We start from the raw sequence: 25,786 nt of genomic DNA on the forward strand, positions 1-25,786 counted from the left end.
GGCGGCACGGAGCGGGCAGTGGGTGACGGGACGGGAGAAGGTTCCCCGGCCCCGACGGTGCGGGGGTGGCCGCGACCCACCATAACCGCGCCACCGCGTACCTCCGCCGATCTCGGCAACGTGCGCCGAATACCGGCGGCGGGTTTTGGCGCGCTTTGCCGGGATCAACGGGACGAGGGGGTGCCCGGTACGGCGCCGGACACCCCCTCACTCAGTCCTGCTTAGAGCCCCAGGTCGGCCAGTCCCGGCAGGTGGCTCCGGGCACTGCTGACGGCTTCTGCGACCGTGCGGGCCTCCAGGGCGGCCTGGGCGGCCTCCCGGCACTGGGCCAGCGAGGTGCGGGCCAGGGCGGCGCGCACCATGGGCAGGGCGGTGGCGCCCATCGACAGGGTCGTCACACCCAGGCCGACCAGCACGCACGCGAGGACCGGGTCGGCCGCCGCCTCGCCGCACACACCGCACGGCCGCCCGGCCTGCTGTGCCGCGGTGGCGGTCGCCGCGACCAGCTCCAGCACCGCCGGCTGCCAGGGGTCCTGGAAGCGGCTGAGCCCGCCGACCTCGCGGTCGGCGGCGCACGTGTACTGGGTGAGGTCGTTGGTGCCGATGCTGAAGAAGTCCACGGACCGCGCGAGGTGGCGGGCGCGCAGGGCGGCGGCCGGCACCTCGATCATGATGCCCGCGTGCTCGATGCCCGCTGTGGCGGCGGCAGCGGCGAACCACTCCGCGTCCTCCACATCGGTGACCATCGGCGCCATCACGTGCAGCTGGGCGTCGGTACCGCGCTGGGCCTCGGCCAGCGCGGCCAGCTGGGACTCCAGCGTCCGAGGGTGGCGGCGCATCATGCGCAGGCCCCGTTCGCCGAGTGCCGGGTTGGGCTCCGCACCGGGGGCGGGGAGGAACGCCAGCGGCTTGTCGGCTCCGGAGTCCAGGGTGCGCACCACGACCTTGCCGCCGGGAAACGCCTCCAGCACGGCGCGGTAGGCGGCGACCTGTTCCTCGTGGCCGGGCGCGTCGGCGCGGTCCAGGAACAGGAACTCCGTGCGGTACAGGCCCACACCCTCGGCACCATTGTCGAGGGCGGCCGGGAGGTCCTGCGGGCCGCCGATGTTGGCCAGCAGCGGAACGGCGTGGCCGTCGGAGGTTCGGCCGGGCCCGGTGCTCTCGGCCGCGGCCGCGTCCCGCGCTGCGGCCGTGGCGCGGGCGGCCCGCACCGCTTCCGTGGCCGGTTCGAGCACGACCTCTCCGGTCATGCCGTCGACCAGGAGCCGCGTGCCGTCGTCGATGGCGTCGGCGCCCGCACAGGCCACGACGGCCGGAAGCCCCAGTGAACGGGCGAGGATGGCGGTGTGGCTGGTCGGCCCGCCCTCGCGGGTGACGAAGGCGACGACGCGCTCGGGGTCGAGCATGGCGGTGTCGGCCGGGGCGAGGTCGCCCGCCACCAGGACGAAGGGGGTCGCGGACTCGGGGATTCCGGGGACCGGCACGCCGAGCAGGCGGGCGACGACGCGGTCGCGCACGTCGTCCAGGTCGGCGACGCGGGCGGCCAGGTACTCACCGGCGCTCGCGAGCATGTCCCGGTAGACGGCCATGGCCTCGGAGACGGCGCGCGCCGCGGTGGCACCCTCGCCGACCCGCCGCTTGACGTCGTCGGCGAGCGCGGGGTCGCGGGCCATGAGTGCCTGAGCGGCCAGCACCTCCCGGGCCGCTCCGCCCACGCGCTCGCCCCGCGCGGTGAGGTCCAGCGCCGTCTCCTCCATCGCGGAGGTGGCGCGCTGGATCTCGGCGTCGGCGTCCCCGTCGTGCCGCGCGTCGGCGGGGGGCTCCGGGATGGAGCGGGACAGCCGCAGCGCCGGGGCGTACCCGACACCGGAGCTGACCCCGACGCCTCTCAGCATGTCACCCATGGCTCCTCCCGAAGGCCGGTCGCCGGCCGAGGGCCGGTCTGTGCACACGGCTGGTCGCTCCCACTAGCCGGCGTTGGCGATCTCGGCCAGCCGGTCGAGCAGCGCATCGGCGTCGTCGCCGTCGGCGGTGATGACGATCTCGTCGCCGTTGCGCACATCGAGGCCCATGATGGCCAGGATGCTCTTGGCGGACACGGGGGCGCTGCCGTCCTTGCTCACGGTCACGTTGCCGCTCGCTTTGGACGCCGCTTCGACGAACAGAGCCGCGGGCCGGGCGTGCAGCCCGACCTCGGACTCGACTTTGACACGGCGTTCTGCCACTGGTCGCTCCTCTTTCTCGTGTCGCTCGCTCAGGCGCGCGGGGTGATGTGCGGCCAGTCGACCTCGGTCAGGTGGTCGACGATGAGATCCGCGTCCCGCAGCGCCGAGCGCTCGTGTGTGGTGGTGATGCCGACGGTGCGCATTCCCGCGCGCCGCGCGGCCTCGATCCCGGCGGGGCTGTCCTCGAACACGACGATGTACTCGGGGGCGTGGCCCAGGATGTCGGCCCCGGCGAGGTATCCCTCCGGGTCCGGTTTGCCCGCGGTGACGTCACCGGCCGCCACCACGCCTTTGAACAGTTCACGCATGCCCAATATGGTCAACGCGTGCTCGGCCCAATCCCGTCCGGCCGAGGTGACCAGGCCGAAGGGGACGTCACTGGCGTGCAACCGCCGGACGAACTCCACCGACTCCGGAAGGTGGACCACCGGCGGAAGGTCGGGGTCCTTTCCGATCTCCTGGATCTCGGCGAGGATGACGTCCCACGTCACGCCGGGGAACAGCGCGGGATTCTCGGCGACGACGTCGGGTCCGCGACGCCCCATGAACCGGTGCAGGGTGGCGGTCTCATGGGGGACGTTGTGCATGTCCAGCAGCCGGGACCAGGTCGCCAGGGAGCGGGGTTCGCTGTTGATCAGCGTGCCGTCCAGGTCGAACAGCGCGCCGCGGGGAACCAGGTCCCCGTTCGGGTTCATGCCCACTGGAACAGCTGCTCGCCCTTTGCCACGTCACCGGTGGCCGTGCCGGACACGACGTCGCTTTCGGCGTCGAGGGCGACGACCGGGACGATCGCGGACAGGCCCTGCGCGGCCACCTCCTGCGGGTTCCAGCGGATCAGCGGCGTTCCGGCCGCCACCTCGTCGCCCTCGGCGGCGAGCTTCTCGAAGCCCTTGCCGTCGAGCTTGACCGTGTCGATGCCGAGGTGGACGAGGACGCCCCGGCCCTCGCGGTCGACCACGACGAAGGCGTGCGGGTGCAGCTTGATGATCTTGCCGCTGATCGGCGCGACCGCCTGCTGCGGTTCGGCGAGCGGCTGGACCGCGGCCCCGGGACCGACCATGCCCTGCGCGAAGACGGGGTCGGGCACGTCGGAGAGCCCCACGGCTGCGCCCGGGACGGGCGAGAGCACGCTGAGCACGGGTTGCCTCCTAGGAAGGGTGAGGGGTTGTCGGGGGGTGCGGCGCGGTCGGCGACCACACCCCCGCGGTGCGGTATGTCAGTCGAGCAGGTCGGCGATGTCGTCGTTGAGGGCGTCGGCCTCGGGGCCGACCACGACCTGCACCACGTTTCCGGAGACCAGGACGCCGTGCGCGCCCGCCGCCTTCAGCGCCGCCTCGTCGACCTTGGCGGGATCGCCGACCTCGGTGCGCAGGCGCGTGATGCACGCCTCGATGTCCTCGATGTTGTCGGCGCCGCCCAGACCCGCGACGATCGCGGCTGCCTTGTCGGCCATGTGTACCTCCGTGTGTGGTGCGACGGGCCGGAAGGACCCGTGTGAGAAGAATCGGTGAATTACCCCAGAGCTTAGGTCCCCGCGCAGGTCGCGCCTAGGACGTCTGGGTCACCTTGCCCAGGCCGCGGGGCGCGTCGGGGTTGTAGCCGAGCCTGCGCGCGAGCTTCTCGGTGAGCAGCTGGGCGGGCACGATGAGGCTGATCGGAGCCAGCCACTCGGGCACGTCCGGCATCGGCACGGAGAGGTCGCACGCGCCGGCGAGGGCCGAACCCCCGCCGATGCCGTAGGCGGGGGCGCCCGCCGACACGACGCGTTCGGCCAGGGCAACGGTACCGGGCAGGGTGGGCCCGGAGTTCGCGGCGAGCAGGATCGCGGGGGTGTCGCGGTCGACGACGGCGATCGGGCCGTGCAGCAGGTCGGCGTAGGACAGGCCCATCGCGTGCAGGTAGCAGGCCTCCTTGAGCTTGAGCGCGGCCTCCAGCGCTGTGGAGAACGCCATACCGCGCCCGGAGATCACCGCGCCCTGCACACCGACGAGGCGCTCGACGATCGCGTCGAGCTGGTCGGTCGGCTGGGCGAGGACGTCGTCGATGGTGTCGGGGACGCCGCGCAGCAGACCCGGGTCGAGGTCGGCGCCCAGCCCGAGGGCGAGGACGGCGAGCGCGGCGAGCTGGGTGGTGTAGGTCTTGGTCGCGGGGACGGCGAGCTCGTCTCCGGCCTGGGTGACCAGGGCGACGTCGGCGACCTCGGTGAGGGGAGAGCCGCCGCCGTTGGTGATGCCGACGGTGCGGGCGCCGCACTCGGCGGCCCAGCTCATGGTGTCGACGATCTCCTCGGTCCGCCCCGACTGCGAGATGGCCACGGCCAGCACGCCGGAGAGGTCGATCTTGGCGTTGTAGGTGGTGGCGATGGACGGCGAGGCCAGGGTGGCGAGGCGCCCGCCGTGTGCTTGGAGCAGGTAGCTGCCGTAGACGGCGGCGTTGTCGGAGGAGCCGCGGGCGATGAACAGCACCTGCCGGGTCTCGCGGCCGAGGCGCTCGACCTCGTCGGCCATGGGCAGCAGCGCGTCGAGGGTGGTGCGCAACGCCTCGGGTTGTTGCGCGATCTCCGAGCGCATGACGCTCGTTGTGGTCGTCATCTGACTACGTCCCATCGTCGGTCCACCAGCTGTGCTGCGGGCCCGGGGGTCAAAGGCGCTGAGCAGCACATATACGGGCTTGAAGGGTGTTAAGCCGTGTGCACGTCGTCTATATTGACACATGCGACCACACTGTGGTCTAGTCCGGCCTATACCAGTCATACCAGAATGTCACACGACCGAACAGGCACCCACACTCATGGCGATCGACCCCGCGAGCCCCGTCCCGAAGTACGTCCAGCTGCGGGACCTTCTGCTCGACTGGATCGTTGAGACGGGCCTCTCGGTGGACGACCCCGTCCCCTCCGAACGGGAGCTGGGGGCGCGCTACGAGCTGTCCCGCATGACGGTCCGGCAGACGATCGACCTGCTCGTCTCCGAGGGCAAGCTGTACCGGGTCCCCGGTAAGGGCACGTTCGTCGCGCGGCCCAAGATCGAGATGGCTCTCGCCCTGGCGTCCTTCACCCAGGACATGGTGGCGCGCGGCTACCAGCCGGGAGCGCGCGACCTCGTCCGGCGGATCGTGCCCGCCAGCGGGCACGTCGCCCGGATGATGGACATCGAGCCGGGGGCGCCCGTCCACCACATCGAGCGCCTCCGCACCGCCGACGACGAACCCATGGCGGTGGAGCGGTCCAACATCCCCGTCTCCCTCGCCCCGAACCTCGACTCCTACTCCCTGTCCGGACGCTCGCTCTACCAGATCCTGGAGCAGGAGTTCGGCGTCCTGCTCGACTCGGGCGAGCAGACCATCGAAGCCGGGATCTGCGACGCCGCGGACGCCCGGCTCCTCGGGCTCGCGCACGGCAGTCCGGTGCTGTCCATGCAGCGCCGCAGCTTCAGCCACGGCGCCTGTGTCGAGCTGGCGATCTCCACCTACCGCGCCGACCGGTACCAGCTGCACTCCCGCCTTGACCCGCGACAGACCAGCAGCTGAGCACACCCCCCTCATCCCCCGTCCCGTCCCCCGGGGACACGCCGTGACCACCACGGCCGACACCCGCACCCATTCGACTCGACCGTCATGTACAAGGGAGGACCCGCGGTGAGCTCCGCACCTGCCGCATCAAGCGGCCCATCCGCCGCATCGAAGTCATCATCGAAGGCGCTCGCGATCCTGCAGCGCATCGGCCGCAGCCTGATGATGCCGATCGCCGTGCTTCCGGCGGCGGCGATCCTGCTCCGTCTGGGCCAGGACGACCTGCTGGGCAAGGACGGCCTGTCCGGGCTCTCCGGCATGGGCTGGATGTCCCCCGTCGCCGGTGTCATCGGCACCGCCGGTGACGCCATCTTCCAGGCCATGCCGCTGCTGTTCGCGGTCGGCGTGGCCATCGGATTCGCCAAGCGCGCCGACGGCTCCACCGCACTGGCCGCCGTCGTCGGCTACGTCGTCTTCGACCGCGTCAGCAAGCTGCTGTTCTTCAACGCCGGCGGCGAGATGGGCGAGCGGGTCACGGTCTCCAGCGCCGATGGCCCGGTGATCACCCCCGACGGGCCGATCATCGACTGGGGTGCCAAGAACCCCACCGACGTCCTCGGCGGCATCCTCATCGGTATCGTCGCGGCCGTGCTCTGGCAGCGGTACTACAAGATCAAGCTGCCCACGTGGCTCGGCTTCTTCGGCGGGCGCCGGTTCGTCCCGATCGTCACCGCGCTCGCCGCGATGCTGCTCGCGATCGTCTTCGGCCTGGTGTGGCCGACGCTGGGCGGGCTCCTCAACGACCTGGGCGAGTGGATCATGGGCGCGGGCGCGGTCGGCGCCGGTGTCTACGGCGTGATCAACCGCCTGCTGCTCCCCTTCGGCCTGCACCACATCGTCAACTCCGTGGTGTGGTTCGTGTTCGGGTCCTATGAGGGACCGGACGGCACCGTGCACGGCGAGATCTTCCGCTACTACGCCGGCGACCCCACGGCCGGGGGCTTCCTCTCCGGCTACTTCCCGGTGCTGATGTTCGGTCTGCCCGGTGCCGCCCTGGCGATGTGGATGTGCGCGCACAAGTCCCAGCGCAGCGCCATCGGCTCCATCATGATCCCGGCGGCCCTCACCGCGTTCGTCACCGGTATCACCGAGCCCATCGAGTACGCGTTCATCTTCGTCGCCCCGCTGCTGTTCGGCGTGCACGTCGTGCTGACGGGTATCTCCATGGCGGTGCTCAACGCGCTCGACGCCCATCTGGGCTTCGGGTTCTCGGCCGGGCTGATCGACCTGCTGTTCAACGCGACGAAGTCGAACACCACCGGGCTGTTCCTCATCCTCGGTATGGGCGTCCTCTACTTCTTCGTCTACTTCGGGATCTTCTACGGTCTGATCACGAAGCTGAACCTGCCCACGCCGGGGCGCGAGCCGATCGAGGAGAGCCCCTCGGTCGCCGTCAACCCCGACAACACGTCGGGAGCCGACACCACCACGAAGGCCGACAAGCCGTCGGGCTCCGGCGGCTGACCGCGACCGCATGGCGAAAGGGCGGGCCCCGCGTACGCGGGGCCCGCCCTGACCGTTCCGTTGATCTCGGGGATATCGACCGAATTATGGCGGACATTCGGTCGATATCCCCGAGATCGACGCAAGGAAGCACGTAAACAGGGTGGGGTCCCGCCGATCGCGGGACCCCACCCTGTCGCGTTACCGCCGTGGGTGGTGCGCCGTTAGGCCGCGCCGCCCTTGGGCTCGCCGTGGCACTTCTTGTACTTCTTGCCCGACCCGCAGGGGCACTGCGCGTTGCGCCCGGTGCCGGCGTAGGGCTTGTCGGCGCTGGTGGCCTCGGTGTGCTTCTCGACGCCGCCCGTCTCGCTGGGGGCGCTGTACTGCAGGTGGCTGGGGCGGTTCTCACCGAAGCCGGGAACGACGACGTCCTCGGGCTCGGGGACGGCCTCGGCTTCGGCCCGCTTCTCGGCGGCCTCCGCTTCCTCCTCCGCGGTCTCCGGCTCCAGGACGGCCGCGGTGGCGGTGGCCGTGGCGGCGGCCTCCGCTTCCTCCTCCGCGGTCTCCGGCTCCAGGACGGCCGCGGTGGCGGTGGCCGTGGCGGCGGCCGCGGCCGGGGTCACCTCGCTGGAGGCACGCCCCTTGACCTGGACCTCGACGTTGAACAGGTAGCCGACCGACTCTTCCTTGATGCCTTCGAGCATCTCCTGGAACATGTCGTAGCCCTCCCGCTGGTACTCGATCAGCGGGTTGCGCTGGGCCATGGCGCGCAGGCCGATGCCCTCCTGGAGGTAGTCCATCTCGTAGAGGTGCTCACGCCACTTGCGGTCCATGACCTGGAGGATCACCCGGCGCTCGACCTCGCGCATGGTCTCCTCGCCGATCTCCTCCTCGCGGCGCCGGTAGGCCTCCTGGGCGTCCTCCCGGACCCGGTGGATGATGACGTCCGGCGTGAGCGTCCCCAGGTCGCCGCCGTTCTCCTCGATGAGCTCGTCGACGGTGAAGCTGATCGGGTAGACCTGCTTGAACGCCTTCCACAGCTTGTCGAGGTCCCAGTCCTCCGGGTCGCCCTCGGCGGTGGCGAGGCGGGCGTAGTTCTCCAGGACGTCGGCCATCATCGCCTCGACCTGCTCGCGCAGGTCGGCGCCTTCGAGGACCTTGCGGCGCTCGGCGTAGATCACCTGGCGCTGGCGGTTGAGGACCTCATCGTACTTCAGGACGTTCTTGCGGATCTCGAAGTTCTGCTGCTCGACCTGGGACTGCGCCGACTGGATCGCCTTGGTGACGACACCCGACTCGATCGGCTGGTCCTCGGGGATGTTCAGCCGCTCCATGATGATCTCGACCCGGGCGCTGTTGAACAGCCGCATCAGGTCGTCCTGGAGGGAGAGGTAGAAGCGCGACAGCCCGGGGTCGCCCTGGCGGCCGGAGCGTCCGCGGAGCTGGTTGTCGATGCGCCGCGACTCGTGGCGCTCGGTGCCCAGCACGTAGAGCCCGCCGACGTCGACGACCTGCTGGTGCTCCTCCTCGAACTCCTTCTTGGCCTTCTCCAGCGCCTCCGGCCAGGCTTCCTCGTACTCCTCGGGGGTCTCCAGCGGCTGCAGACCGCGCGCCTGGAGCTCCTCGTCGGCGATGAAGTCGGGGTTGCCGCCGAGCATGATGTCGGTGCCGCGACCGGCCATGTTGGTGGCGACAGTGACGCCGCCGAGCTTCCCGGCCCGGGCGATGATCGACGCCTCACGCGCGTGGTTCTTCGCGTTGAGGACGTCGTGGGGAACGCCCTCGCGCTTGAGCATCTTCGACAGCAGCTCGGACTTCTCGACGCTCGTCGTACCCACGAGGACCGGCTGGCCCTCCTTGTGGCGCTCGGCGATGTCCTCGACGACGGCCTCGAACTTGGCCTCTTCGGTCTTGTAGACGACGTCGCGGTCGTCCGTGCGGATCATCGGCTTGTTCGTCGGGATGGGGACGACGCCGATCTGGTAGGTCTGGCTGAACTCCGCCGCCTCGGTGGCGGCGGTACCGGTCATGCCCGAGAGCTTCTCGTACATGCGGAAGTAGTTCTGCAGGGTGACCTTGGCGAGGGTCTGGTTCTCGTCCTTGATCCGCACCTTCTCCTTGGCCTCGATGGCCTGGTGCATGCCCTCGTTGTAGCGGCGCCCGCGCAGCACACGCCCGGTGAACTCGTCGACGATGAGCACCTCGCCGTCGTTGACGATGTACTCCTTGTCGCGGCGGTAGAGCTCCTTGGCCTTCAGCGAGTTGTTCAGGAAGCTGATGAGCGGGGTGTTGACGGACTCGTACAGGTTCTCGATACCGAGCCAGTCCTCCACCTTCGCCACACCGGCCTCGGTGATACCGACGGTGCGCTTCTTCTCATCGACCTCGTAGTCGGTTTCGCGCCGCAGGCGGGGGGCGATCTTGGCGAACTCCGCGTACCAGCGGGAGTTCTGCTCGGCCGGACCACTGATGATGAGCGGGGTGCGGGCCTCGTCGATGAGGATGGAGTCGACCTCGTCGACGATCGCGAAGTAGTGCTCGCGCTGGACGGTGTCGTCCAGCGACAGCGCCATGTTGTCGCGCAGGTAGTCGAAGCCGAACTCGTTGTTGGTGCCGTAGGTGATGTCGGCCTGGTAGGCCGCGCGCCGGGCCTCGTTGGACATGTCGGGCGCGATCACGCCGACTTCCAGGCCGAGGAACTGGTGGATCCGGCCCATGTTCTCGGCGTCGCGCTTGGCCAGGTAGTCGTTGGGGGTGACGATGTGGACGCCCCGGCCGGCCAGCGCGTTGAGGTAGACCGCCAGCGCCGACGTCAGGGTCTTGCCCTCACCGGTCTTCATCTCGGCGATGTTGCCGAGGTGCAGGGCGGCGCCACCCATGAGCTGCACGTCGAAGGGCCGCTGCCCCAGCGTGCGCTTGGCGACCTCCCGCACCGTGGCGAACGCCTCGGGCAGCAGGTCGTCGAGCGTTTCGCCGTCTTTGTAGCGCTCGCGGTACTCGTCGGTGAGCTCGCGCAGCTCGGCGTCGCTGAGGTCGACGAAGTCGTCCTCGATCGAGTTGATCTGGTCCTTGAGCTTCTTGAGCTTGCGCAGGATCTTTCCTTCACCTGCGCGGAGGACCTTATCGAGTATGCCTGGCACTTCTAATGCGCTCCTCGCAGATCATGGCCCGCCATGTGCGTTGGGGCGGATCGGATCCCTTACCCGCAGCCTTCCACTGTAGGCAAGCCTATTCCCTCAGCGACCCTTTGTGCGTCCGTGCCGTGGCCGCAACAGGTCCTCTGCCGGGTTTAGCCCTACCTGGGCGAGGTTATCCACCGATGGAAGGATCCTTAGGGATCCGTTATCGCGCAGCGTGGGGGGAACGCCATGGCAGACAGCGCGCAATCGCAGCCCTACATCCGTGGATACCAGGCCGAGGGCGGGGTCTGGACCGATATCGGCAGCCACCGCGGCCGTCCGGGGTCGTGGGTGGCGGTGGCCTGCATTTTCGTCGGTTTCGCCCTGGGCGGACTCTCCCTCGTGCTGGGCATGTCCTGGTGGCTGCTGGGCGCCGGGGCCGCCCTCATCCTCATCGGTGCGGTGCTGAGCCTGGTCACCGACATCTTCACCGACGTGGTGCTCGACGACCCGCACTACGAGCCGGAGGAGCCGCACGAGACCCCCCTGCACAAGATCAAGCAGCGCGAACGGGAGATGGCCGTCGGCGACGAGATGTGAGGCGCCGCCGCCCGCGTTCGCCCCACCCGCCACAGTGATGTGCCGCGACGGAAGGTCGTCCGCCGCGGCACACCGGTTTCCACACCATCCTTCGAGGGTCAGTCCATCAGGCGCAGGACCCCGTAGTTGAAGCCTCGCCGACGGTAGACGACGCTCGGCGCGTCCTTCTGCTCGTCGTGGAAGAGGTAGAAGTCGTGGCCCACGAGCTCCATCTCCATGAGGGCCTGGTCGATACTCATCGGTTTCGCGTGGTGGAACTTCTCCCGGACGACCACCGGGGTGTCCCCTTGGGTGTCGAGCTCCACGAACTCGTCCGAGAACCGGTCAGCCGCCGCGGACTCGTCGAATCCGCCGATGCCGCCGGACGCACCCGCCGTCTGGGAGGGGACGGGCGTGCGTGCGGACGCCGGTGCCTCTGCGGGTGCCACATCGTTGTTCGCGAGACTGGCGGTCGCCGCGGCCACGGAGACCGGAGCGTGGTTTCCCCTGTGCACCTTCCGGCGGTCGGCCACCTTGCGCAAGCGGGCCTCGATACGGTTCAGCGCCTGGTCGAGGGCGCTGTAGCGGTCATCGGCCGACGCTTCACTGCGGATCACCGGACCGCTGGAGTGGATGGTCAGCTCAACCCGCTCGCGCTGGTCGGCGAGGCGCGGGTTGCGCTCCTTGGACACCTCCACATCGACGCTCATGCCTTTTTTCTCCCACTTGGAGAGCTTGCTCAGCTTGTTCTCGACGTGCTGCCGGAACTTGTCGCTGACACCTGTGCGTCGACCCTTGACGATGATGTCCACAAGACCCCCTTCGTCGCGTTGGTCATCTCTTCAGCGATGACCAGGCTGTGTTCTACCGCCCCCCGCTGTCCGCGGCGGGCTTTGCGCTACCCGCCCCTCCTCTCCGCCATCCCACCGGGGATGACAGCTTGGTCTGGATCTCCGTATACCCACAAGATCCCTGGTATTCACCCCGTCGAAGGTTGGTAATCATCCAGGTCAGAGGCGAGAAATTCACACGTGATCCTCACCTTGGCCGCGTGGCGTCGCGCGGCGGCGAAGCGTCGGGGACGGAGGTCCGAACGGCACCGGTGGCCGGTGCCCGGCGACGCGGGGCCGGGGTACTCGGAGGAGAGAATCCATCGGCCCGCCGCGGCCCCGGGGTGTCGGGGCGGCCGTGTCAGCGTCCCGGGACGACGCGGGGCACACCGAGTAGGGACATGCCACCCGCCCGGCCGACCTGGTCTTCGTCCCCACATCCGCCTGCTGAGGGTTTCGCCGCGCTCATGTGCGACTACTGCCCTTCTCCCGCTCCCAAGGGACATCCGGACCCTCTGCGGGGCAGGACTTACCTCTAAGGCGCACCGTGATCGGTCGACGAAAAGTCGCCTTACGTGGGCCGTTTCGCCTGCGCCTGGCATCGGCTTGCCGGACCCGCGCCCCAACACAGGGGCGTCGTGTCCCGCGCAACCACGGACCCGGACGGGTGCCATGTCAAGAACGCTAGCCCGAGTTCGCTCGGATGTCAGGTGCTGACGTCCGAGCGGTTGTGAGCGTATGCGTTCCCAGCCCCCGAAAAACGCGAAAGTCGGAAGAAACCGGACCGGAGTAAAAAATTCTCTAGGCCACTCCGAGTCCGGACGGGGGCACCCTCCGGCCGCCATCGAGGCTACCCGCGCTCGGTGAGCACGGCGGCCCCCGCCACCCGTACCCCGGCGGCGCGCAGCGCCCGGGTGGCCTCGGCCAGGGTGGCGCCCGTCGTCACGACGTCGTCCACCACGACCACCGCTGGGCCGGTGAGGGAGCGAACCGCGCGAGGACGCACGGCCAGCGCCCCCTCCAGGTTCGCCCGCCGACGCGAACGGTCCAGGCCCACCTGGTCGGCCACCCGGCGGCGGTGCAGCAGCGCCGGCACCGGCCGCACCGCGCGATCCGGGCACGGGGACCGGACGGGAGGGGGCGGGGGCAGCCTCGGGGCGCGCCCCGGCACAGCTCCTCGGCCGCGGCGCGGGCCAACAGCGCCACCGGATCGAACCCGCGGCGGCGCAGGGCCGCCGTCCGGGGCGGGACCGGGACCAGCACGACCGCACCGCGTGCGGGCGCGGCCTCGGCCACCGCCCGGGCCAGCCGCCGCCCCAGCGGCGCAGAGAGCGCCCGGACCCCGCCGTCCTTGAACCGCAGCAGCAGGTCGCGGCCGCACCCGGCGTACGGGCCCGCCGCCCACACCGGCGGACACCCCGGCCGGGTGGCACAGCGCCGCGGGCGGCGGTCGAGCGTTTCGGCACAAGCCGCGCACAGCAGCGTCCCGGCGCGCCCGCACCCGGCGCAGCGCTCGCCCAGGAGCAGGTCGACCAACGCGGACAGGACGGCGGGACAGGAGATACACCTCATAGCCCGCAGGTTCACCGCGCCCCGGCTCCTGCCGCAATGGCGGTGCACCGCCTGTGGACGGCGGGGATCAGCCCGGGTAGACGGGGTTGGCGCCGTCGGCGACGCGCTGCCAGCTGATGCGGTCGCCGGTCAGCATGATCTGGCCGTCCTCGGTGCCGCACATCAGCGGCTGGCCGGGGGCGGCGGTGATGCTCTTCATGTCGGTCCCAGACGGCGCCGCGGCGCTGGTGGCGTCCGTGCTGCCGTCCAGCGACACCAGGAACGCCTGGTTCGCCCCGCGCGCCCGCTGTCCGACGACGGCGAGCTGGTCACCGCCCCGCCAGGAGGCGTCCTCAACCGTGGACAGGTCCTGCGCGAGCGGGAGGAAGGCGCCCACGGCCGACTTCTCCTCACCGTGGATCACCCGGCCGACGAACAGCCGCCCGGCGTCGTCCTTACCGCCCGAAGCGTCCGAGGTGATGACGGCGACCCGAGTGCCGTCACGGGAGACGCGCAGCCGCTTGACCTCGCGCCCGCGCAGCGCCGGTGCGTCGACCTCCTCCGGGTCGGTGCCGCCGCGCAGCAGCCAGACCTTGGTGCCGGGGCGCTTCGGCTCGTCGTCCGCCTTGTCACCGGAGGAGCCGTCGTCCTTGCTGTCCTTGCTGTCCTTGTCGGCCCTGTCGGCCCTGTCGTCCTTCCCGTCCTCGCTGACGTCCTCGACGACCCAGAGGTTGCCGTAGCGGTCCCAGGACACGGAGGTGTACTTGCCGCCGGACATCAGCGTGCCGAAGTCAGCGCCCTCGGTCATGTCGGCGGCGACGACCCGGCCGCCCCCGGCCTCGATACCGGCGATGCGGCGCTGGTCCAGGGAGACCGCGTGCTGCTTCAGAGGGGTGTCGCCGACTCCGGCGGCTCCCTTGAGGCGCGCTTCGGCGTGCTTGTCGTCCGTCCCGGTGCCCGTCAGCGACCAGAGTTGACCGTTGCGGCTGAAGAAGGCGCTCAGGTCGGTGGTGGTGGGGACACCACCGGGGTTGACCGGGTCCCAGTACTTGTCGGTGGACTGCAGGTTCTCGTCGGCGTCGCCGGGGAATTCCACGTCTTCGTCGTTGATCCGCAGGGTGAACCCCTCCACCCGCGGCAGCTGCTTGAGGGTCCACGCCAGCTGCGCCCCCATGCCGAATTCGTCGCCCCCGGTGTCGGTGCGCAGCTCGACGATGACCTTGCCCGAATCGAACGCCACATCGACCTTGGCGTCCTCGGGGAAGGCGGAGCCGACGGCCGGCACGAGCCAGTCGGTGGGGCCGTTGACCAGCGTCTTCACCAGTCGCATCTCGCGCCGGTCGCTGCGGGCCGGAAGGAACACGGGATCGGGGACCAGGGAACTGTGGTCGAGGTTGTAGAAGTAGAGGTTGAGCGGGCGGTACAGCCGCTCCACGTCCTTCTCGCCGAGGAGCAGCTTGTCGGGCAGGTTGACGATCCGCCACTCGCCCTCGTCGTTCTTGGCGAGGTCGAAGGTGACGTCGATCATCTGGCCCTGCTCGGCCGGCAGGTACTGCCCGGTCGGGTCGAGCGTGGCGACCTGCGGGCTCCGTACCCGCACCTCGGCCGTCTTGCCGTCGGCTCCGGAGTCGACGGACAGTGAGACCTCGTCCATGTCGGGGTAGATGAGCACCGCCCCTTCGCCCGACCATTTCTCGCGGCGCTCCGGCTGCAGGTACTCGCGTGCGGCCTTGTGGTGGTCCTCGTAGCTGCGCATGTCGCTGAGGAAGCCGCGTACCAGGCCCTCCTCGCCGACGCCCTTCTGCGGCCCGGCGGGAAGCATCCGCACGAAGCTCTCATAGAGGTCGTCCGCTTCGTCCTGGCGTCCCGCGCCTTCGACCACGGGCCCGCCGGTGGGCACTGTGGCGCAGGAGGAGAGCACGACCGCCAGCAGCGCGGCCCAGGCCGCGGAGCGGAGGCGCCTCGGGCGGACGGTCATGACTTCTCCCCAATCCCCGACGGTCGCGACGCGGCCGTGTCCGGGTCCGCTGCGGTGCTCACTTGGCCGTACCCCACACGATGGCGCCCCAGCGCCATCTCGGGCGGGGCGAGCGGCAGCGGGGAACCACGCAGCTCCTGACCGGCCTTGCGGGGCAGGGAGAGACGGAACTGCGATCCCTTTCCGGGCATGCCCCACGCCTGCAGCCAGCCGCCGTGCAGCTGCGCGTCCTCCTTGGCGATGGCCAGCCCGAGCCCGGTGCCGCCGGTGGTGCGGGCCCGCGCCGGATCGGCCCGCCAGAAGCGGTCGAAGCACAGGTGTTCCTCGCCCTCCTTGAGGCCCACACCGAAGTCGCGCACCGCGACCGCCACCGCGTCGCGGTCGCCCACAGCGGTGACGATGACGTCCTTGCCCTCGCTGTGCTCGATGGCGTTCACGACGAGGTTGCGCAGGATGCGGTTGATCCGCCGAGCGTCGAACTCCGCGTAGCAGGCTTCGGCCGGAAGCCGCAGCACGACCTTGATGCCGCGCTTCTCGGCGATGTGCTCGGCGTCGCCGACGGCCTTCATGACGGCGTCGCGGATGTCGGTGGACTCGATGGAGAGCGTGGCCGCCCCGGCGTCGTGCCTGCTGATCTCCAGCAGGTCGCCGAGGAGCTCCTCGAACCGCTCCAGCTGGCCCTGCAGCAGCTCCACCGAGCGGGACTGGGTGGGATCGAGGTCCTCGCGGTCGTCGTAGAGGAGGTCACCGGCCATACGGATGGTGGTCAGCGGGGTGCGCAGCTCGTGGGAGACGTCGGAGACGAACTGGCGCTGCACCTTGGACAGCTCCTCCAGTTCGTGGATCTTCTCCTGCAGGTTGCCCGCCATGTCGTTGAAGGACATGGCCAGCCGCGCGAGGTCGTCCTCGCCGCGTACCTTCATGCGTTCGGAGAGGTCGCCCGAGGCGAGGCGCTCGGCGGATCCGGCCGCCATCCGCACCGGGATGACGACCTGGCGGGTGACGGCGAAGGCGATCACCGCGAGCAGGATGACCAGCGCGGTGGCCACCAGGACCACGGTGCTCTGCACCAGGTCGAGCATCTGCTGCTCGTGGTCGAGCGGAAAGACGTAGTAGAGCTCGTAGACATGGGAGAGCTGCGCCCCGACCGCCAGCCCCGGCTCACGTCCGTTGTCGCTGACGATTTCCGTGTACCGCATGTACTGGGCGTCGAGCTCGTCGCTCTGGCCGACCCGCTCACGCAGGGGTTCGGGGATGCTCTGCGGCTTGACCGTTGCCGACCCCGAGATGCCGTCGATGCTCGGGAGGATGAGTACCTCGTAGAGGCCGGTGGTACCGCTGCGCTGCCTGAGGTCCGTGGCGATCTGGAGGAGCTGGGAGTCGCGATCGATGGACTGCAGCTCGCCGTCCTGCATCGCGATGGTCGCGGTCTGCAGACCGACCTTGTGGTAGTTGAGCGCCGCCTGTTCCTTGGCTTCCAGCAGCCCCGACTTGACCTGGTCGATCAGGACGATCCCGAGCCCGGCGGTGACCAGCGCGGACAGCACCAGGGTGGTGGTGACCACGCGCAGTTCCAGCGAGCGCCGCCAGCGGGTGTGCACGCCGCGCACCAGGGCGCGGGCCGCGCGCTGGGCGGCGAGGTAGCCGCGCAACAGCAGTTCGAGCGCCTGCTGCCAACGCGACAGCACGGCGTCCTCGCCCTCCGGCGGGTCCGCCGCGTGTGCGCCGTTGGTGCTGCTGCTTGTCACGTGTCGGGTCTCGGTCGGTTCAGGCGGTTCCCGCCTTGTACCCGACACCGCGGACGGTCACCACGACCTCCGGGTGCTCGGGGTCCTTCTCGATCTTGGCGCGCAGCCGCTGCACGTGGACGTTGACCAGGCGGGTGTCGGCCGCGTGGCGGTAGCCCCAGACCTGTTCGAGCAGGACCTCGCGGGTGAACACTTGGCGCGGCTTGCGGGCCAGTGCCACGAGCAGGTCGAACTCCAGCGGGGTGAGGCTGATGGGCTCTCCGTCGCGGCGGACCGCGTGCCCGGCGACGTCGATGGTGATGTCGCCGATCTGCAGCACCTCGGGCGCCGGCTCCTCGGTGCGGCGCAGCCGGACCCGGACGCGGGCGACCAGTTCCTTGGGCTTGAACGGCTTGACGATGTAGTCGTCGGCCCCGGACTCCAGGCCGAGGACGACGTCAACGGTGTCGCTCTTCGCCGTGAGCATCACGATCGGCACACCGGACTCGGCGCGGATCTGCCGGCAGACGTCGATCCCGTCCGCCCCCGGCAGCATGAGGTCCAGAAGCACGAGGTCCGGCTTTGTCTCGCGGAACGCCTCCAGTGCCTTGTCGCCGTCGTGCACGAACGACGGTTCGAAGCCTTCGCCTCTGAGGACGATGCCCAACATTTCAGCGAGAGCGAGGTCGTCGTCGACGACCAGTACGCGTCCCTTCATCGATGTACCCGGCGCCCAACGCGCATCCCGACGGGATGCGGCGGCCGGCGCCTTCTCCTTTCTGGACACTCAAGCGGCACTGATCTTTGCGAGCTCTACTGCCAGGGTCCCTGTGCGGGAGTCGTCGTTGTGCGGTGCACTTGCGGCCGGCCCCCTCTCCTAACCTTGCCATCTCCTGGCTCGGCTTGGCGTCCGGTCGCCCCTGATCGGCCGCCCCGGGGGGGGCGATCTTCGTTATTTATGCTTGCGCCACGGCGGCGACACGGGTTCCCGCATGGGGAACACCCTGCCGTCGGACCCGCCACCCCGTCCAGAGCACCTGCTCACCGAGCGTATGCGACTTGGTCGGTTGATAACCGAAAGCATACAAAAAGAATGAAGGGAATCGGCGGTCCGTTTCGCGGCGAAAGACCACGCAACAGCGGTAACGCCCAATAGACGGCCGATCTGGCATAGCGTGGACGGTGCCACGAAGGACGCACATCGCCGCTGACGGAGAAACCCCCGAAGACGGAGGAACGAGGGACCATGTCGCACGAGGACGGCCAGCCCTGGGAGACGCCAGGGTCCTCTCCTGAGAACGACGGGGCACCACCGGTTCCTCCGACCCCCTCCGCACCTGCCCAGCAGGGCTGGGCGGCGCCCGGTGGTCCGCCGCCCGCACCGGATCCGTCCGCGCACGCCTCAGCGGCTGGTCATCCCCAGGGCCAGCCGCCCCAGGGCCAGCCGGGATGGGCGCCGCCCGGCGGTCCGCCGCCCGCGCCGCCGACCGGGTGGGCCGCGCCCGGCGGGCAGGGACCCGACGGAGCGGCCTATGGTGGCCACGGCGCCGCCGGCCCCGCCTACCAGCCGCCCTATGGCATGGCCGGTTCCGGACCGTATCCCGCCGCTCCCCCGGCTCCGATTCCCGGCGTCGTCGCGTTGCGCCCGCTCACCCTGGGCGACATCTTCAACGGCGCCTTCGGCTATATCCGGCACAACCCGAAGACCGTGTTCGGGCTGGCCGTCATCGTCATCGCGATCTTCAACATCGTCAGCGCCATCGGCATGGGCGGCTACGTCGCCGACTATGGCAGCTGGGTCGACACGCTCGCGACCGATCCGAGCGCGGACACCGACGTCCTGCCCGTCGCCCCGTGGACCCTCGTCACGATGTACGGCGGCGCCCTCCTCTCCTACGTCGGCCAGGTGGTCCTGACCGGCCTGCTGGCCGCCGTCGTCGGCCTGGCGGTCCTCGGCCGCAAGCTCACCATGGGCGAGGCCTGGCAGGCGGTGCGCGGCCGAATCAGCGCGGTGCTCCTCGTCGCCCTCCTCCTTTTCCTCATGGGCCTGGGCTGGACTCTCCTGCTCGTCGGCGTCCTCGCGGGCGCGATCGTGCTCGGCATCACCACCGGCAGCGACATCGCGGGCGTCGCGGCGTTCATCGGCGGATTCCTCGCCGTCGCGGCGCTGGGCGCGTGGATCTGGGTGCGCACTTCCCTCGCCATGCCCGTGGCCGTCCTGGAGCGGCTCGGCCCGGGCCGCTCCCTGGCCCGGTCCTGGCGAGTGACCCGCGGCAGCTGGTGGCGGGTCTTCGGCATCTTGCTGCTCTCCGGGCTGATCGTGGGAGTGGTGTCGGGCATCCTCTCCACGCCGTTCTCGCTGGTCGCGATGGTTCCGGCGGTCATCGCCCCCGGCGCGGCCTGGGTCTCCGTCGTCGGTGGCGCGGCGTCGTTCATCGGAACCGTCGTCTCCGGGGCCCTGACCATCCCGTTCATGGTCGGCGTCATCACGCTGCTCTACGTGGACCTGCGCATGCGGCGTGAGGGCCTGGACCTGAAGCTGCAGGCCGCCGCGCAGTCCGGGCAGGCCGTCGACGCCGGGATCTACCTGCCGGACCCGGCACCGGCCTACGGCGCCTACCCCGGCCCCTATCCCGGGCCCCACTCCGGCGGTGTCCCCGGAGCTCCGGCTTGAGCGGCGCGCTCGCGGGCGCCGCGGCCGTGCTGTCCGCGACCGCTGAGGTCTCCCGTAGCGAAGGGGCCCGCCTCGCCCGCGAGGAGCTGGCCAAGAAGATCTACGGCGAGGCCGAACCCACCCTCCTCGACATCATCTGGGAGCGGGTCACCGACTGGCTCTCCGAGGTCACCGGCCGGATGGAGGCTGCGATGCCCGGCGGGTGGTGGGTGCTGGGACCGGTGCTCGCCGTTGCGGCCGTGGTCGCCATCGGCCTGATCATCTACGCGCGCCCGGCGCGCAGATCCCGGCGCACCGCCCGCATCGACACCACGGCGCCGCTCACCGCGGCCGACCACCGCTCCGCCGCGGAGCGGAACGCCGCGGCGGGGGACTACGCCGAGGCCATCCGGGAGCGCCTCCGGACGGTCACCCGCGACCTGGAGGAGCGCGCCATCATCACCCCCCGGCCCGGGCGGACCGCGACCGAGCTGGCCACCGAGGCCTCCGAGGCGCTGCCGGACCGGCGCGAGGACCTGTTCGGCGCGGCCCGGGTGTTCAACGACGTCGCCTACGGCGAGCGCCCGGCCACCGCCGACGGCTACCGACAGCTCCGGGAACTGGACGAGCGGCTGGCCGTGACCCGCCCCGTGGACCAGGACAAGAAGGCGGAGCCGACCGGATGAGCACGACCACCGCTCCCCCGCCGCCCGCCGCCACGTCCCCGGACGGCTCGACCGCCACGTCGGTCGGCATCGGCACGCTGTGGCGCAAAGCACGCGGCCCCCTCGCGTTCCTCGGCGTGCTCGTGGTGCTCGCGGTCCTGCTGTCGCTGGGTGCCGAGACCACCCGTTCGGGCCCCCTGGAGCCGCAGAACCCCGGTCCTGAGGGGTCCCGGGCGCTGATCGAGATCATGCGGCGACTCGGTACCGACGTCACCGTCGCCCGCGACACCACAGCCGCTGTCACGGCGGCGCGCTCCGACACGGTGCTGGTCGTGGCGTCCTCGCACCGGCTACTGCCCGAAGAACTCGAACGCCTCGCTGGCACGCCCGGCGACCTGCTGCTCGTGCTGCCCACCACGGGCACCATGAAGGCGCTGGCACCGGGGGTGCGGACGAGCGGCGACACCGACGAGCGCACGCTGGCCGCCGCCTGCGACCTGCCCGCGGCACGCACCGCGGGCTCCGCCGACACCGGCAAGGAGCTGTACGCGGTGAGCGGAGACGGTGCGACCCGCTGCTACCCGGGCGAGGACGGCGACGCGCTGGTCCAGGTGCCCCGGGACGGCGGGGTGACGACCGTGCTCGGCTCCAGCGACCCGCTGGTCAACGAGCGACTGGACCGGGAGGGCAACGCCGCACTGGCCCTCAACCTCGTCGGGGACCGCGACGTCGTGTGGTTCCTTCCGGAGGTACCGGCCGCGAGCGAGGGGAAGGACATCTGGGCGCTGCTCCCGCGCTCGTTCTACCTCGCGGTGGTGCCGCTGGGCGCCGCCCTGCTCCTGCTGGCGGTATGGCGGGGCCGCCGCCTGGGTCCGCTGGTCGCCGAGCGGCTGCCGGTGGTGGTGCGGGCGTCGGAGACCACCGAGGGACGCGCGCGGCTGTACGCGGCGCGGCGGGCGCGCGACCGCGCGGCCGAGGCCCTGCGCTCGGGGCTCATCGGCCGGATGCGCCCGGCCCTCGGGCTCGGAGCCGACTCCGCGCCCGAGGCGGTCGTCGAGGCCGTGTCCCTGCGCAGCGGGGATGATCCGGCTCGGCTGCGCGTGCTGCTGTACGGTCCGGAGAGTGGGCCCGAGGACGACCCGCACACCGCCGACGACGCGGCGCTGGTCCGGCTCGCCGACGAGCTCGACGCACTCGAGGAACGCCTGCGGTGACGGAGCGCTCGCCGCGGACACGTCCAGGTCCGCGGCGGGTACCGAGCCCACCCAACGGAGATTGCAGAGAGGTACTTCAGACGTGACCGCCTTCACCGACCAGGGGCAGCCCTCCGGGCAGCCGTCCACCGAGCAGGCGCGGGCGGCGCTGACCGCGCTGCGCCACGAGGTCTCCAAGGCCGTCGTCGGCCAGGAGGAGACCGTGACCGGCCTCGTCGTGGCGCTGCTGTGCCGCGGCCACGTGCTGATGGAGGGAGTGCCCGGCGTCGCCAAGACGCTGCTGGTCCGGGCCGTCTCCGCCGGGCTCTCGCTGGACCACAAGCGCGTCCAGTTCACCCCCGACCTGATGCCTGGTGACGTCACCGGGTCGGTCGTCTACGACGCCCGCACCGCCAAGTTCGAGTTCCACGACGGCCCGGTCTTCACCAATCTCTTCCTGGCCGACGAGATCAACCGGACACCGCCCAAGACGCAGGCCGCACTGCTGGAAGCGATGGAGGAGCGGCAGGTGACGGTGGAGGGCAAGCCCATGGCGCTGCCCGACCCGTTCGTCGTGGCCGCGACGCAGAACCCGGTGGAGTACGAGGGCACCTACCCGCTGCCGGAGGCGCAGCTCGACCGGTTCCTGCTGAAGCTCGTGGTTCCGCTGCCGCACCGCGACCACGAGGTGGAGATGCTGGGCCGCCACGCCACCGGATTCGACCCCAGCGACCTGGACGGGGCCGGGCTGCGCCCGGTGGCCGGGCCGGCCGAGCTGCGCGCCGCCCGCGCGGCCGTCGCCACCACCACGGTCGCCCCCGAGGTGCTCGGCTACATCGTCGACGTGTGCCGCGCCACCCGCCGCTCCCCGTCCCTGCAGCTGGGGGCCTCCCCGCGCGGTGCCACCGCGCTGCTGCGCACCAGCCGCGCCTGGGCCTGGCTGTCCGGGCGCGACTACGTCACCCCGGACGACGTGAAGGCCCTGGCCAAGGCCACCCTGCGGCACCGCGTCGCGCTGCGCCCGGAGGCCGAGCTGGAGGGCGCCACCGCCGACGGCGTCCTGGACGGTGTGCTGGCCTCGGTCGAGGTCCCGCGCTAGCGCGCGTCGACCGCGGCGGCGGCACGAACTTCGAGAGAACCACGGATCACGGGGTAAGGACGAATGGCGATCACAGGCCGGGCGGTATTCGCCGCGTTCGCGGGCACGCTCGTGGTGCTCATCGCGGGGTCGGCCGGCCTCTGGGTGCTGTGGGCGGTCCTGGCGGTCCTCGCCGCGCTGATCGCGGTGGACCTGCTGCTCGCACCGAGCCCGCGCCGCGTCACCTGCGAGCGCGAGGGCGACACGTCCATTCGGCTGGGCGAGTCCGCCACGGTCAGCCTGGTGGTGGCCAACCCCGCCTCGCGGACGCTGCGCGGACCGCTGCGCGACGCGTGGGCGCCCAGCACCGACGCCCGGCCGCGGACGCACGATGTGGTGATCCCCGCCGGGGGGCGGCGCCGGGTCAGCACGGTCCTCACTCCGCGGCGGCGCGGCGACCAGCAGGCCGCCGGGGTCACGCTGCGCAGCCTGGGGCCATTGGGGATAGCAGCGCGGCAGTGCACGCACACGGTGCCGTGGAGTGTCCGCACGCTCCCGCCCTTCCACAGCCGCCGCCACCTGCCGGGAAAGCTCGCGCGCCTGCGCGAGCTGGACGGGCAGCACAGCGCGCTCGTGCGCGGCCAGGGCAGCGAGTTCGACTCGCTGCGCGAGTACGTGCCCGGTGACGACGTGCGCTCCATCGACTGGCGGGCCACGGCGCGCCGCGACAGCGTCGTCGTCCGGACCTGGCGCCCCGAGCGCGACCGCAAGATCCTGCTCGTCCTGGACACCAGCCGGACCTCGGCGGGCCGGGTCGGCGACACCCCGCGCCTCGACCACGCCATGGACGCCGCCCTGCTGCTGGCCGCCCTCGCGGCCAAGGCCGGCGACCGGGTGGAGATGCTGGCCTACGACCGCCGCGTCCGCGCACAGGTCCGCGGCCGGGGACGCGGCAGCACCGTGCCGCAGATCGTCCAGGCGATGGCACCGTTGGAACCGGAGCTGGTGGAGTCCGACCCGACGGGCATGGTCAGCACGATCCTCGGCGGACAGAGCCGGACCCGGCAGCTGGTGGTCCTGCTGACCGACCTGAACGCCACCGCCATGGAGGAGGGCCTGCTGCCCCGGCTGCCCGCCCTGACGTCCCGGCACCTACTCCTGGTCGCAGCGGTGGGCGACCCCCGCGTCACCGAGATGGCCGCAGCGCGAGGCGACGCCCGCGGCGTCTACGAAGCCGCAGCCGCCGAACGCACCCTCACCGAACGCCGCCGCATCACCGCCGAACTCCGCCGCCACGGCGTCGAAGTCGTCGACGCCGACCCCGAGCACATCGCCCCGGCGCTGGCCGACGCCTACATCGACCTGAAGGCCCAGGGGCGGTTGTAGCAGGGATACCGTGTTTTCGCCCGCTTCTCTCTCCACCCCGCACCGCTCGGCCTAGACTTAACCCATGAACGCCGAGAAGGACTACGAAGCCCTGCGCGAGCTGATGGATCGCCTTCCACCGGCAGGCCTACGCCGACTGCGCGCACTGGCTGAGTCCGACAGTGAAATTGCACAACTTCAGGACGAGGGGGACGAGGACGCGCCCAAGCGTTTCCTACCGTTCATCGGAAAATTTGACTCCGGACGCAGTGACATATCCATTCGTCACCACGAGATCATGCTTGAGGAGTTCGGCCGCCCGGAATGATCGTCACTCTTCTCGATACCGGAGTCCTTTGGGCCGCACTCGATGTTCGCGACACGCATCATCGGACGTCGGCCGAGCTAATGGCAACCCTGCCAGGGCGGGTGCTCCTCCCCTCAACTGTGCTAACTGAAACATCGTGGCACGCGGAGCGAACCCTCGGCCCCAAGGCTGAGTCCGAACTTCTCGACTACATCGTGCAGAGCGATATCGAACTCGTCGATGTCGACAAGGACGACCTGATCTGCGCGTCGAGCATTATCAGACGGTACGCGTCACTACGCCTGGGTCTCGTAGACTCCTCAGTTGTCGCCCTGGCCCAGCGACTGGATATCAGCCGTATCGCGACTCTGGATCGTCGGCATTTCACTGTGATCCGCCCGGATCACGTGAAGTCATTCACGTTGCTCCCCGAAACGCTCTAGCCCGAAATCGTTAACCGGCGACGGGGACGGCCGCAGGGCGCTCCTCGATGTCGCCCGTCTCGCCCTCCAGGTAGGCCTTGCGGCCCAGGGTGAAGACGTAGGCCAAGAACAGCACCTCGGCCACCACACCGATGCCGATGCGGAGCCAGGTGGTGTGCACCCAGCCGGTGACCAGGCCCTCGATGAGGCCGGAGATGAACAGGACGACGATCAGGCCCAGCGCCACCGCGATGGCCGGGCGGGCCTCCTCGCCCAGCGCGCGGAGGCGGGGGCGGTGGCCGGGCGAGATGACGGTCCAGCCGAGTTTCAGGCCGACGCCCGCGGCGACGAAGACGGCCGTCAGTTCCAGCAGGCCGTGCGGGAGGATCAGGCCGAGGAAGATGTCGCCCTTGCCGTGCGCGAACATGATCCCGCCCATCACGCCCAGGTTCGCGCTGTTCATCGCCAGGACGTAGAGCACGGGCAGGCCGAGGAAGGCACCGAAGACGATGGCCTGGGCCGCGACCCAGGCGTTGTTGGTCCACACCTGGGCGGCGAAGGACGCGCCGGGGCTTTCGACGTAGTAGTTGGCGAACTCGTGCTCGACGATCTGGCGGATGTAGTCGGGCGGACCGAGCGCTGCCATCACCCGGGGGTCGTTGATCACCCACACGGCGAGGACGGTGGCGAAGGCGAGCGAGCCGACGGTCGACCAGATCCACCACCAGCGCAGCCGGTAGACGACCGCGGGGAAGGTGCGGGTGAAGAACCGGGTGAAGTCGCGCCAGGCGGGGGTGTGCGCGCCGGTGACCGCGGAGCGTGCCCGCGCGACGAGGCCGGAGAGCCACCCGACCAGGGCCGGGTCCTCTCCCGCGGAGCGGACGACGGACAGGTGCGTGCTGGCCTTCTGATACAGCTCGACGAGTTCGTCGACCTCGGGGCCGGTCAGCTTCCGGCGCCTGCGGACGAGGCGCTCCAAGCGTTCCCAGTCGGATCGGTGCGCGGCGGCGAAGACGTCGAGTTCCACGCCTGGACTCTACCTATTTCTCCCACTCCACCGGAGATCGGACGGCCGGGGGCG

At 70.6% G+C, this 25,786-nt stretch carries 24 protein-coding genes; 10 read left to right on the forward strand and 14 right to left on the reverse strand.

Features of this window, described 5'->3' with window-relative positions; genetic code table 11:
- Positions 1–221 precede the first annotated feature (221 nt).
- The 6 genes from ptsP to CDO52_RS24085 all read right to left on the reverse strand — a co-directional run bounded on the left by ptsP (position 222) and on the right by CDO52_RS24085 (position 4,816).
- Positions 222–1,895, reverse strand: coding sequence for a phosphoenolpyruvate--protein phosphotransferase (ptsP, locus tag CDO52_RS24060; protein WP_232524311.1), 1,674 nt, complete (start codon positions 1,893–1,895; stop codon positions 222–224).
- Positions 1,896–1,967: 72 nt separating this feature from the next.
- Positions 1,968–2,225, reverse strand: a complete 258-nt coding sequence (locus tag CDO52_RS24065) for an HPr family phosphocarrier protein (protein WP_017618730.1) — start codon at positions 2,223–2,225, stop codon at positions 1,968–1,970.
- A gap of 29 nt (positions 2,226–2,254) precedes the next feature.
- Positions 2,255–2,920: an HAD family hydrolase gene (locus tag CDO52_RS24070; RefSeq protein ID WP_026125805.1), complete on the reverse strand. Its 666-nt coding sequence runs from the start codon at positions 2,918–2,920 to the stop codon at positions 2,255–2,257.
- On the reverse strand, positions 2,917–3,363 hold the full coding sequence (locus CDO52_RS24075; protein WP_017618732.1) for a PTS sugar transporter subunit IIA: 447 nt from the start codon (positions 3,361–3,363) through the stop codon (positions 2,917–2,919). Before CDO52_RS24075 ends, CDO52_RS24070 begins: the two co-directional genes overlap by 4 nt.
- 78 nt (positions 3,364–3,441) lie before the next feature.
- Positions 3,442–3,738 (reverse strand): PTS glucose/sucrose transporter subunit IIB, encoded by a 297-nt coding sequence (locus tag CDO52_RS24080; RefSeq protein WP_269769204.1) that lies wholly within the window; start codon positions 3,736–3,738, stop codon positions 3,442–3,444.
- 34 nt (positions 3,739–3,772) lie between these two features.
- The gene (locus CDO52_RS24085) at positions 3,773–4,816 is read right to left on the reverse strand and encodes an SIS domain-containing protein (RefSeq protein WP_026125806.1); all 1,044 of its coding nucleotides are present in this window, start codon (positions 4,814–4,816) and stop codon (positions 3,773–3,775) included.
- Positions 4,817–5,015: 199 nt separating this feature from the next.
- Here CDO52_RS24085 and CDO52_RS24090 point away from each other — a divergent pair, with 199 nt between their 5' ends.
- Positions 5,016–5,753 carry a GntR family transcriptional regulator gene (locus CDO52_RS24090; protein ID WP_017618735.1) on the forward strand — a complete coding sequence of 246 codons (738 nt, stop codon included), beginning with the start codon at positions 5,016–5,018 and terminating at the stop codon, positions 5,751–5,753.
- An 87-nt stretch (positions 5,754–5,840) separates the two neighbouring features.
- A complete protein-coding gene (locus tag CDO52_RS24095; protein ID WP_051060742.1) occupies positions 5,841–7,259 on the forward strand; it encodes a PTS transporter subunit EIIC in 1,419 nt (472 codons plus the stop codon).
- A gap of 203 nt (positions 7,260–7,462) precedes the next feature.
- On the opposite strand, the gene secA is transcribed toward CDO52_RS24095, so the two are convergent.
- Positions 7,463–10,378 (reverse strand): preprotein translocase subunit SecA, encoded by a 2,916-nt coding sequence (gene secA, locus CDO52_RS24100; RefSeq protein ID WP_094932728.1) that lies wholly within the window; start codon positions 10,376–10,378, stop codon positions 7,463–7,465.
- A gap of 228 nt (positions 10,379–10,606) precedes the next feature.
- On the opposite strand from secA, the gene CDO52_RS24105 reads away from it, so the two are divergent.
- Positions 10,607–10,957 (forward strand): HGxxPAAW family protein, encoded by a 351-nt coding sequence (locus tag CDO52_RS24105; protein WP_017618738.1) that lies wholly within the window; start codon positions 10,607–10,609, stop codon positions 10,955–10,957.
- A 98-nt stretch (positions 10,958–11,055) separates the two neighbouring features.
- On the opposite strand, the gene hpf is transcribed toward CDO52_RS24105, so the two are convergent.
- From hpf to mtrA, 6 genes are all read right to left on the reverse strand, one after another.
- Positions 11,056–11,748: a ribosome hibernation-promoting factor, HPF/YfiA family gene (hpf, locus tag CDO52_RS24110; protein ID WP_017618739.1), complete on the reverse strand. Its 693-nt coding sequence runs from the start codon at positions 11,746–11,748 to the stop codon at positions 11,056–11,058.
- Positions 11,749–12,616: 868 nt separating this feature from the next.
- Positions 12,617–12,712, reverse strand: coding sequence for a hypothetical protein (locus CDO52_RS28945; protein WP_332459749.1), 96 nt, complete (start codon positions 12,710–12,712; stop codon positions 12,617–12,619).
- Positions 12,709–13,338 (reverse strand): ComF family protein, encoded by a 630-nt coding sequence (locus CDO52_RS24115; RefSeq protein ID WP_232524313.1) that lies wholly within the window; start codon positions 13,336–13,338, stop codon positions 12,709–12,711. The genes CDO52_RS28945 and CDO52_RS24115 overlap by 4 nt, the downstream gene beginning before the upstream one ends.
- A gap of 67 nt (positions 13,339–13,405) precedes the next feature.
- A complete protein-coding gene (locus CDO52_RS24120; protein ID WP_094932729.1) occupies positions 13,406–15,295 on the reverse strand; it encodes an LpqB family beta-propeller domain-containing protein in 1,890 nt (629 codons plus the stop codon).
- A complete protein-coding gene (mtrB, locus tag CDO52_RS24125) occupies positions 15,292–17,043 on the reverse strand; it encodes an MtrAB system histidine kinase MtrB (RefSeq protein ID WP_017618742.1) in 1,752 nt (583 codons plus the stop codon). The genes CDO52_RS24120 and mtrB overlap by 4 nt, the downstream gene beginning before the upstream one ends.
- 19 nt (positions 17,044–17,062) lie before the next feature.
- On the reverse strand, positions 17,063–17,740 hold the full coding sequence (mtrA, locus tag CDO52_RS24130) for an MtrAB system response regulator MtrA (RefSeq protein WP_017618743.1): 678 nt from the start codon (positions 17,738–17,740) through the stop codon (positions 17,063–17,065).
- 528 nt (positions 17,741–18,268) lie between these two features.
- Here mtrA and CDO52_RS24135 point away from each other — a divergent pair.
- From CDO52_RS24135 to CDO52_RS24165, 7 genes are all read left to right on the forward strand, one after another.
- Positions 18,269–19,696, forward strand: coding sequence for a glycerophosphoryl diester phosphodiesterase membrane domain-containing protein (locus tag CDO52_RS24135; protein ID WP_083919868.1), 1,428 nt, complete (start codon positions 18,269–18,271; stop codon positions 19,694–19,696).
- Complete coding sequence (locus CDO52_RS24140) at positions 19,693–20,361, forward strand: DUF4129 domain-containing protein (RefSeq protein WP_232524314.1); 669 nt, start codon at positions 19,693–19,695, stop codon at positions 20,359–20,361. The genes CDO52_RS24135 and CDO52_RS24140 overlap by 4 nt, the downstream gene beginning before the upstream one ends.
- Positions 20,358–21,554, forward strand: coding sequence for a DUF4350 domain-containing protein (locus tag CDO52_RS24145; RefSeq protein ID WP_017618746.1), 1,197 nt, complete (start codon positions 20,358–20,360; stop codon positions 21,552–21,554). The genes CDO52_RS24140 and CDO52_RS24145 overlap by 4 nt, the downstream gene beginning before the upstream one ends.
- 82 nt (positions 21,555–21,636) lie before the next feature.
- Entirely contained in the window at positions 21,637–22,632 is a 996-nt protein-coding gene (locus tag CDO52_RS24150) for an AAA family ATPase (protein WP_017618747.1), read from the forward strand.
- 63 nt (positions 22,633–22,695) lie between these two features.
- On the forward strand, positions 22,696–23,997 hold the full coding sequence (locus CDO52_RS24155; protein ID WP_017618748.1) for a DUF58 domain-containing protein: 1,302 nt from the start codon (positions 22,696–22,698) through the stop codon (positions 23,995–23,997).
- Positions 23,998–24,061: 64 nt separating this feature from the next.
- Complete coding sequence (locus tag CDO52_RS24160) at positions 24,062–24,304, forward strand: hypothetical protein (protein ID WP_017618749.1); 243 nt, start codon at positions 24,062–24,064, stop codon at positions 24,302–24,304.
- A complete protein-coding gene (locus CDO52_RS24165; RefSeq protein WP_017618750.1) occupies positions 24,301–24,726 on the forward strand; it encodes a type II toxin-antitoxin system VapC family toxin in 426 nt (141 codons plus the stop codon). Before CDO52_RS24160 ends, CDO52_RS24165 begins: the two co-directional genes overlap by 4 nt.
- 10 nt (positions 24,727–24,736) lie before the next feature.
- On the opposite strand, the gene CDO52_RS24170 is transcribed toward CDO52_RS24165, so the two are convergent.
- The gene (locus CDO52_RS24170; protein ID WP_017618751.1) at positions 24,737–25,732 is read right to left on the reverse strand and encodes a stage II sporulation protein M; all 996 of its coding nucleotides are present in this window, start codon (positions 25,730–25,732) and stop codon (positions 24,737–24,739) included.
- Positions 25,733–25,786: the final 54 nt, after the last annotated feature.

The sequence above is a fragment of the Nocardiopsis gilva YIM 90087 genome (genome assembly GCF_002263495.1).
Taxonomy (GTDB): domain Bacteria; phylum Actinomycetota; class Actinomycetes; order Streptosporangiales; family Streptosporangiaceae; genus Nocardiopsis_C; species Nocardiopsis_C gilva.

What these genes read in the sequence shown, in the direction of transcription:
- CDO52_RS24090 (WP_017618735.1), top strand. Translation starts at nt 5,016, where the DNA reads ATGGCGATCGACCCCGCGAGCCCCGTCCCGAAGTACGTCCAGCTGCGG.
- CDO52_RS24085 (WP_026125806.1), bottom strand. Translation starts at nt 4,816, where the DNA reads ATGACGACCACAACGAGCGTCATGCGCTCGGAGATCGCGCAACAACCC.
- CDO52_RS24115 (WP_232524313.1), bottom strand. Translation starts at nt 13,338, where the DNA reads ATGAGGTGTATCTCCTGTCCCGCCGTCCTGTCCGCGTTGGTCGACCTG.
- CDO52_RS24135 (WP_083919868.1), top strand. Translation starts at nt 18,269, where the DNA reads ATGTCGCACGAGGACGGCCAGCCCTGGGAGACGCCAGGGTCCTCTCCT.
- CDO52_RS24145 (WP_017618746.1), top strand. Translation starts at nt 20,358, where the DNA reads ATGAGCACGACCACCGCTCCCCCGCCGCCCGCCGCCACGTCCCCGGAC.
- CDO52_RS24120 (WP_094932729.1), bottom strand. Translation starts at nt 15,295, where the DNA reads ATGACCGTCCGCCCGAGGCGCCTCCGCTCCGCGGCCTGGGCCGCGCTG.
- CDO52_RS24070 (WP_026125805.1), bottom strand. Translation starts at nt 2,920, where the DNA reads ATGAACCCGAACGGGGACCTGGTTCCCCGCGGCGCGCTGTTCGACCTG.
- CDO52_RS24165 (WP_017618750.1), top strand. Translation starts at nt 24,301, where the DNA reads ATGATCGTCACTCTTCTCGATACCGGAGTCCTTTGGGCCGCACTCGAT.
- mtrA (WP_017618743.1), bottom strand. Translation starts at nt 17,740, where the DNA reads ATGAAGGGACGCGTACTGGTCGTCGACGACGACCTCGCTCTCGCTGAA.
- CDO52_RS24095 (WP_051060742.1), top strand. Translation starts at nt 5,841, where the DNA reads ATGTACAAGGGAGGACCCGCGGTGAGCTCCGCACCTGCCGCATCAAGC.
- CDO52_RS24155 (WP_017618748.1), top strand. Translation starts at nt 22,696, where the DNA reads ATGGCGATCACAGGCCGGGCGGTATTCGCCGCGTTCGCGGGCACGCTC.
- CDO52_RS24105 (WP_017618738.1), top strand. Translation starts at nt 10,607, where the DNA reads ATGGCAGACAGCGCGCAATCGCAGCCCTACATCCGTGGATACCAGGCC.
- CDO52_RS24160 (WP_017618749.1), top strand. Translation starts at nt 24,062, where the DNA reads ATGAACGCCGAGAAGGACTACGAAGCCCTGCGCGAGCTGATGGATCGC.
- ptsP (WP_232524311.1), bottom strand. Translation starts at nt 1,895, where the DNA reads ATGCTGAGAGGCGTCGGGGTCAGCTCCGGTGTCGGGTACGCCCCGGCG.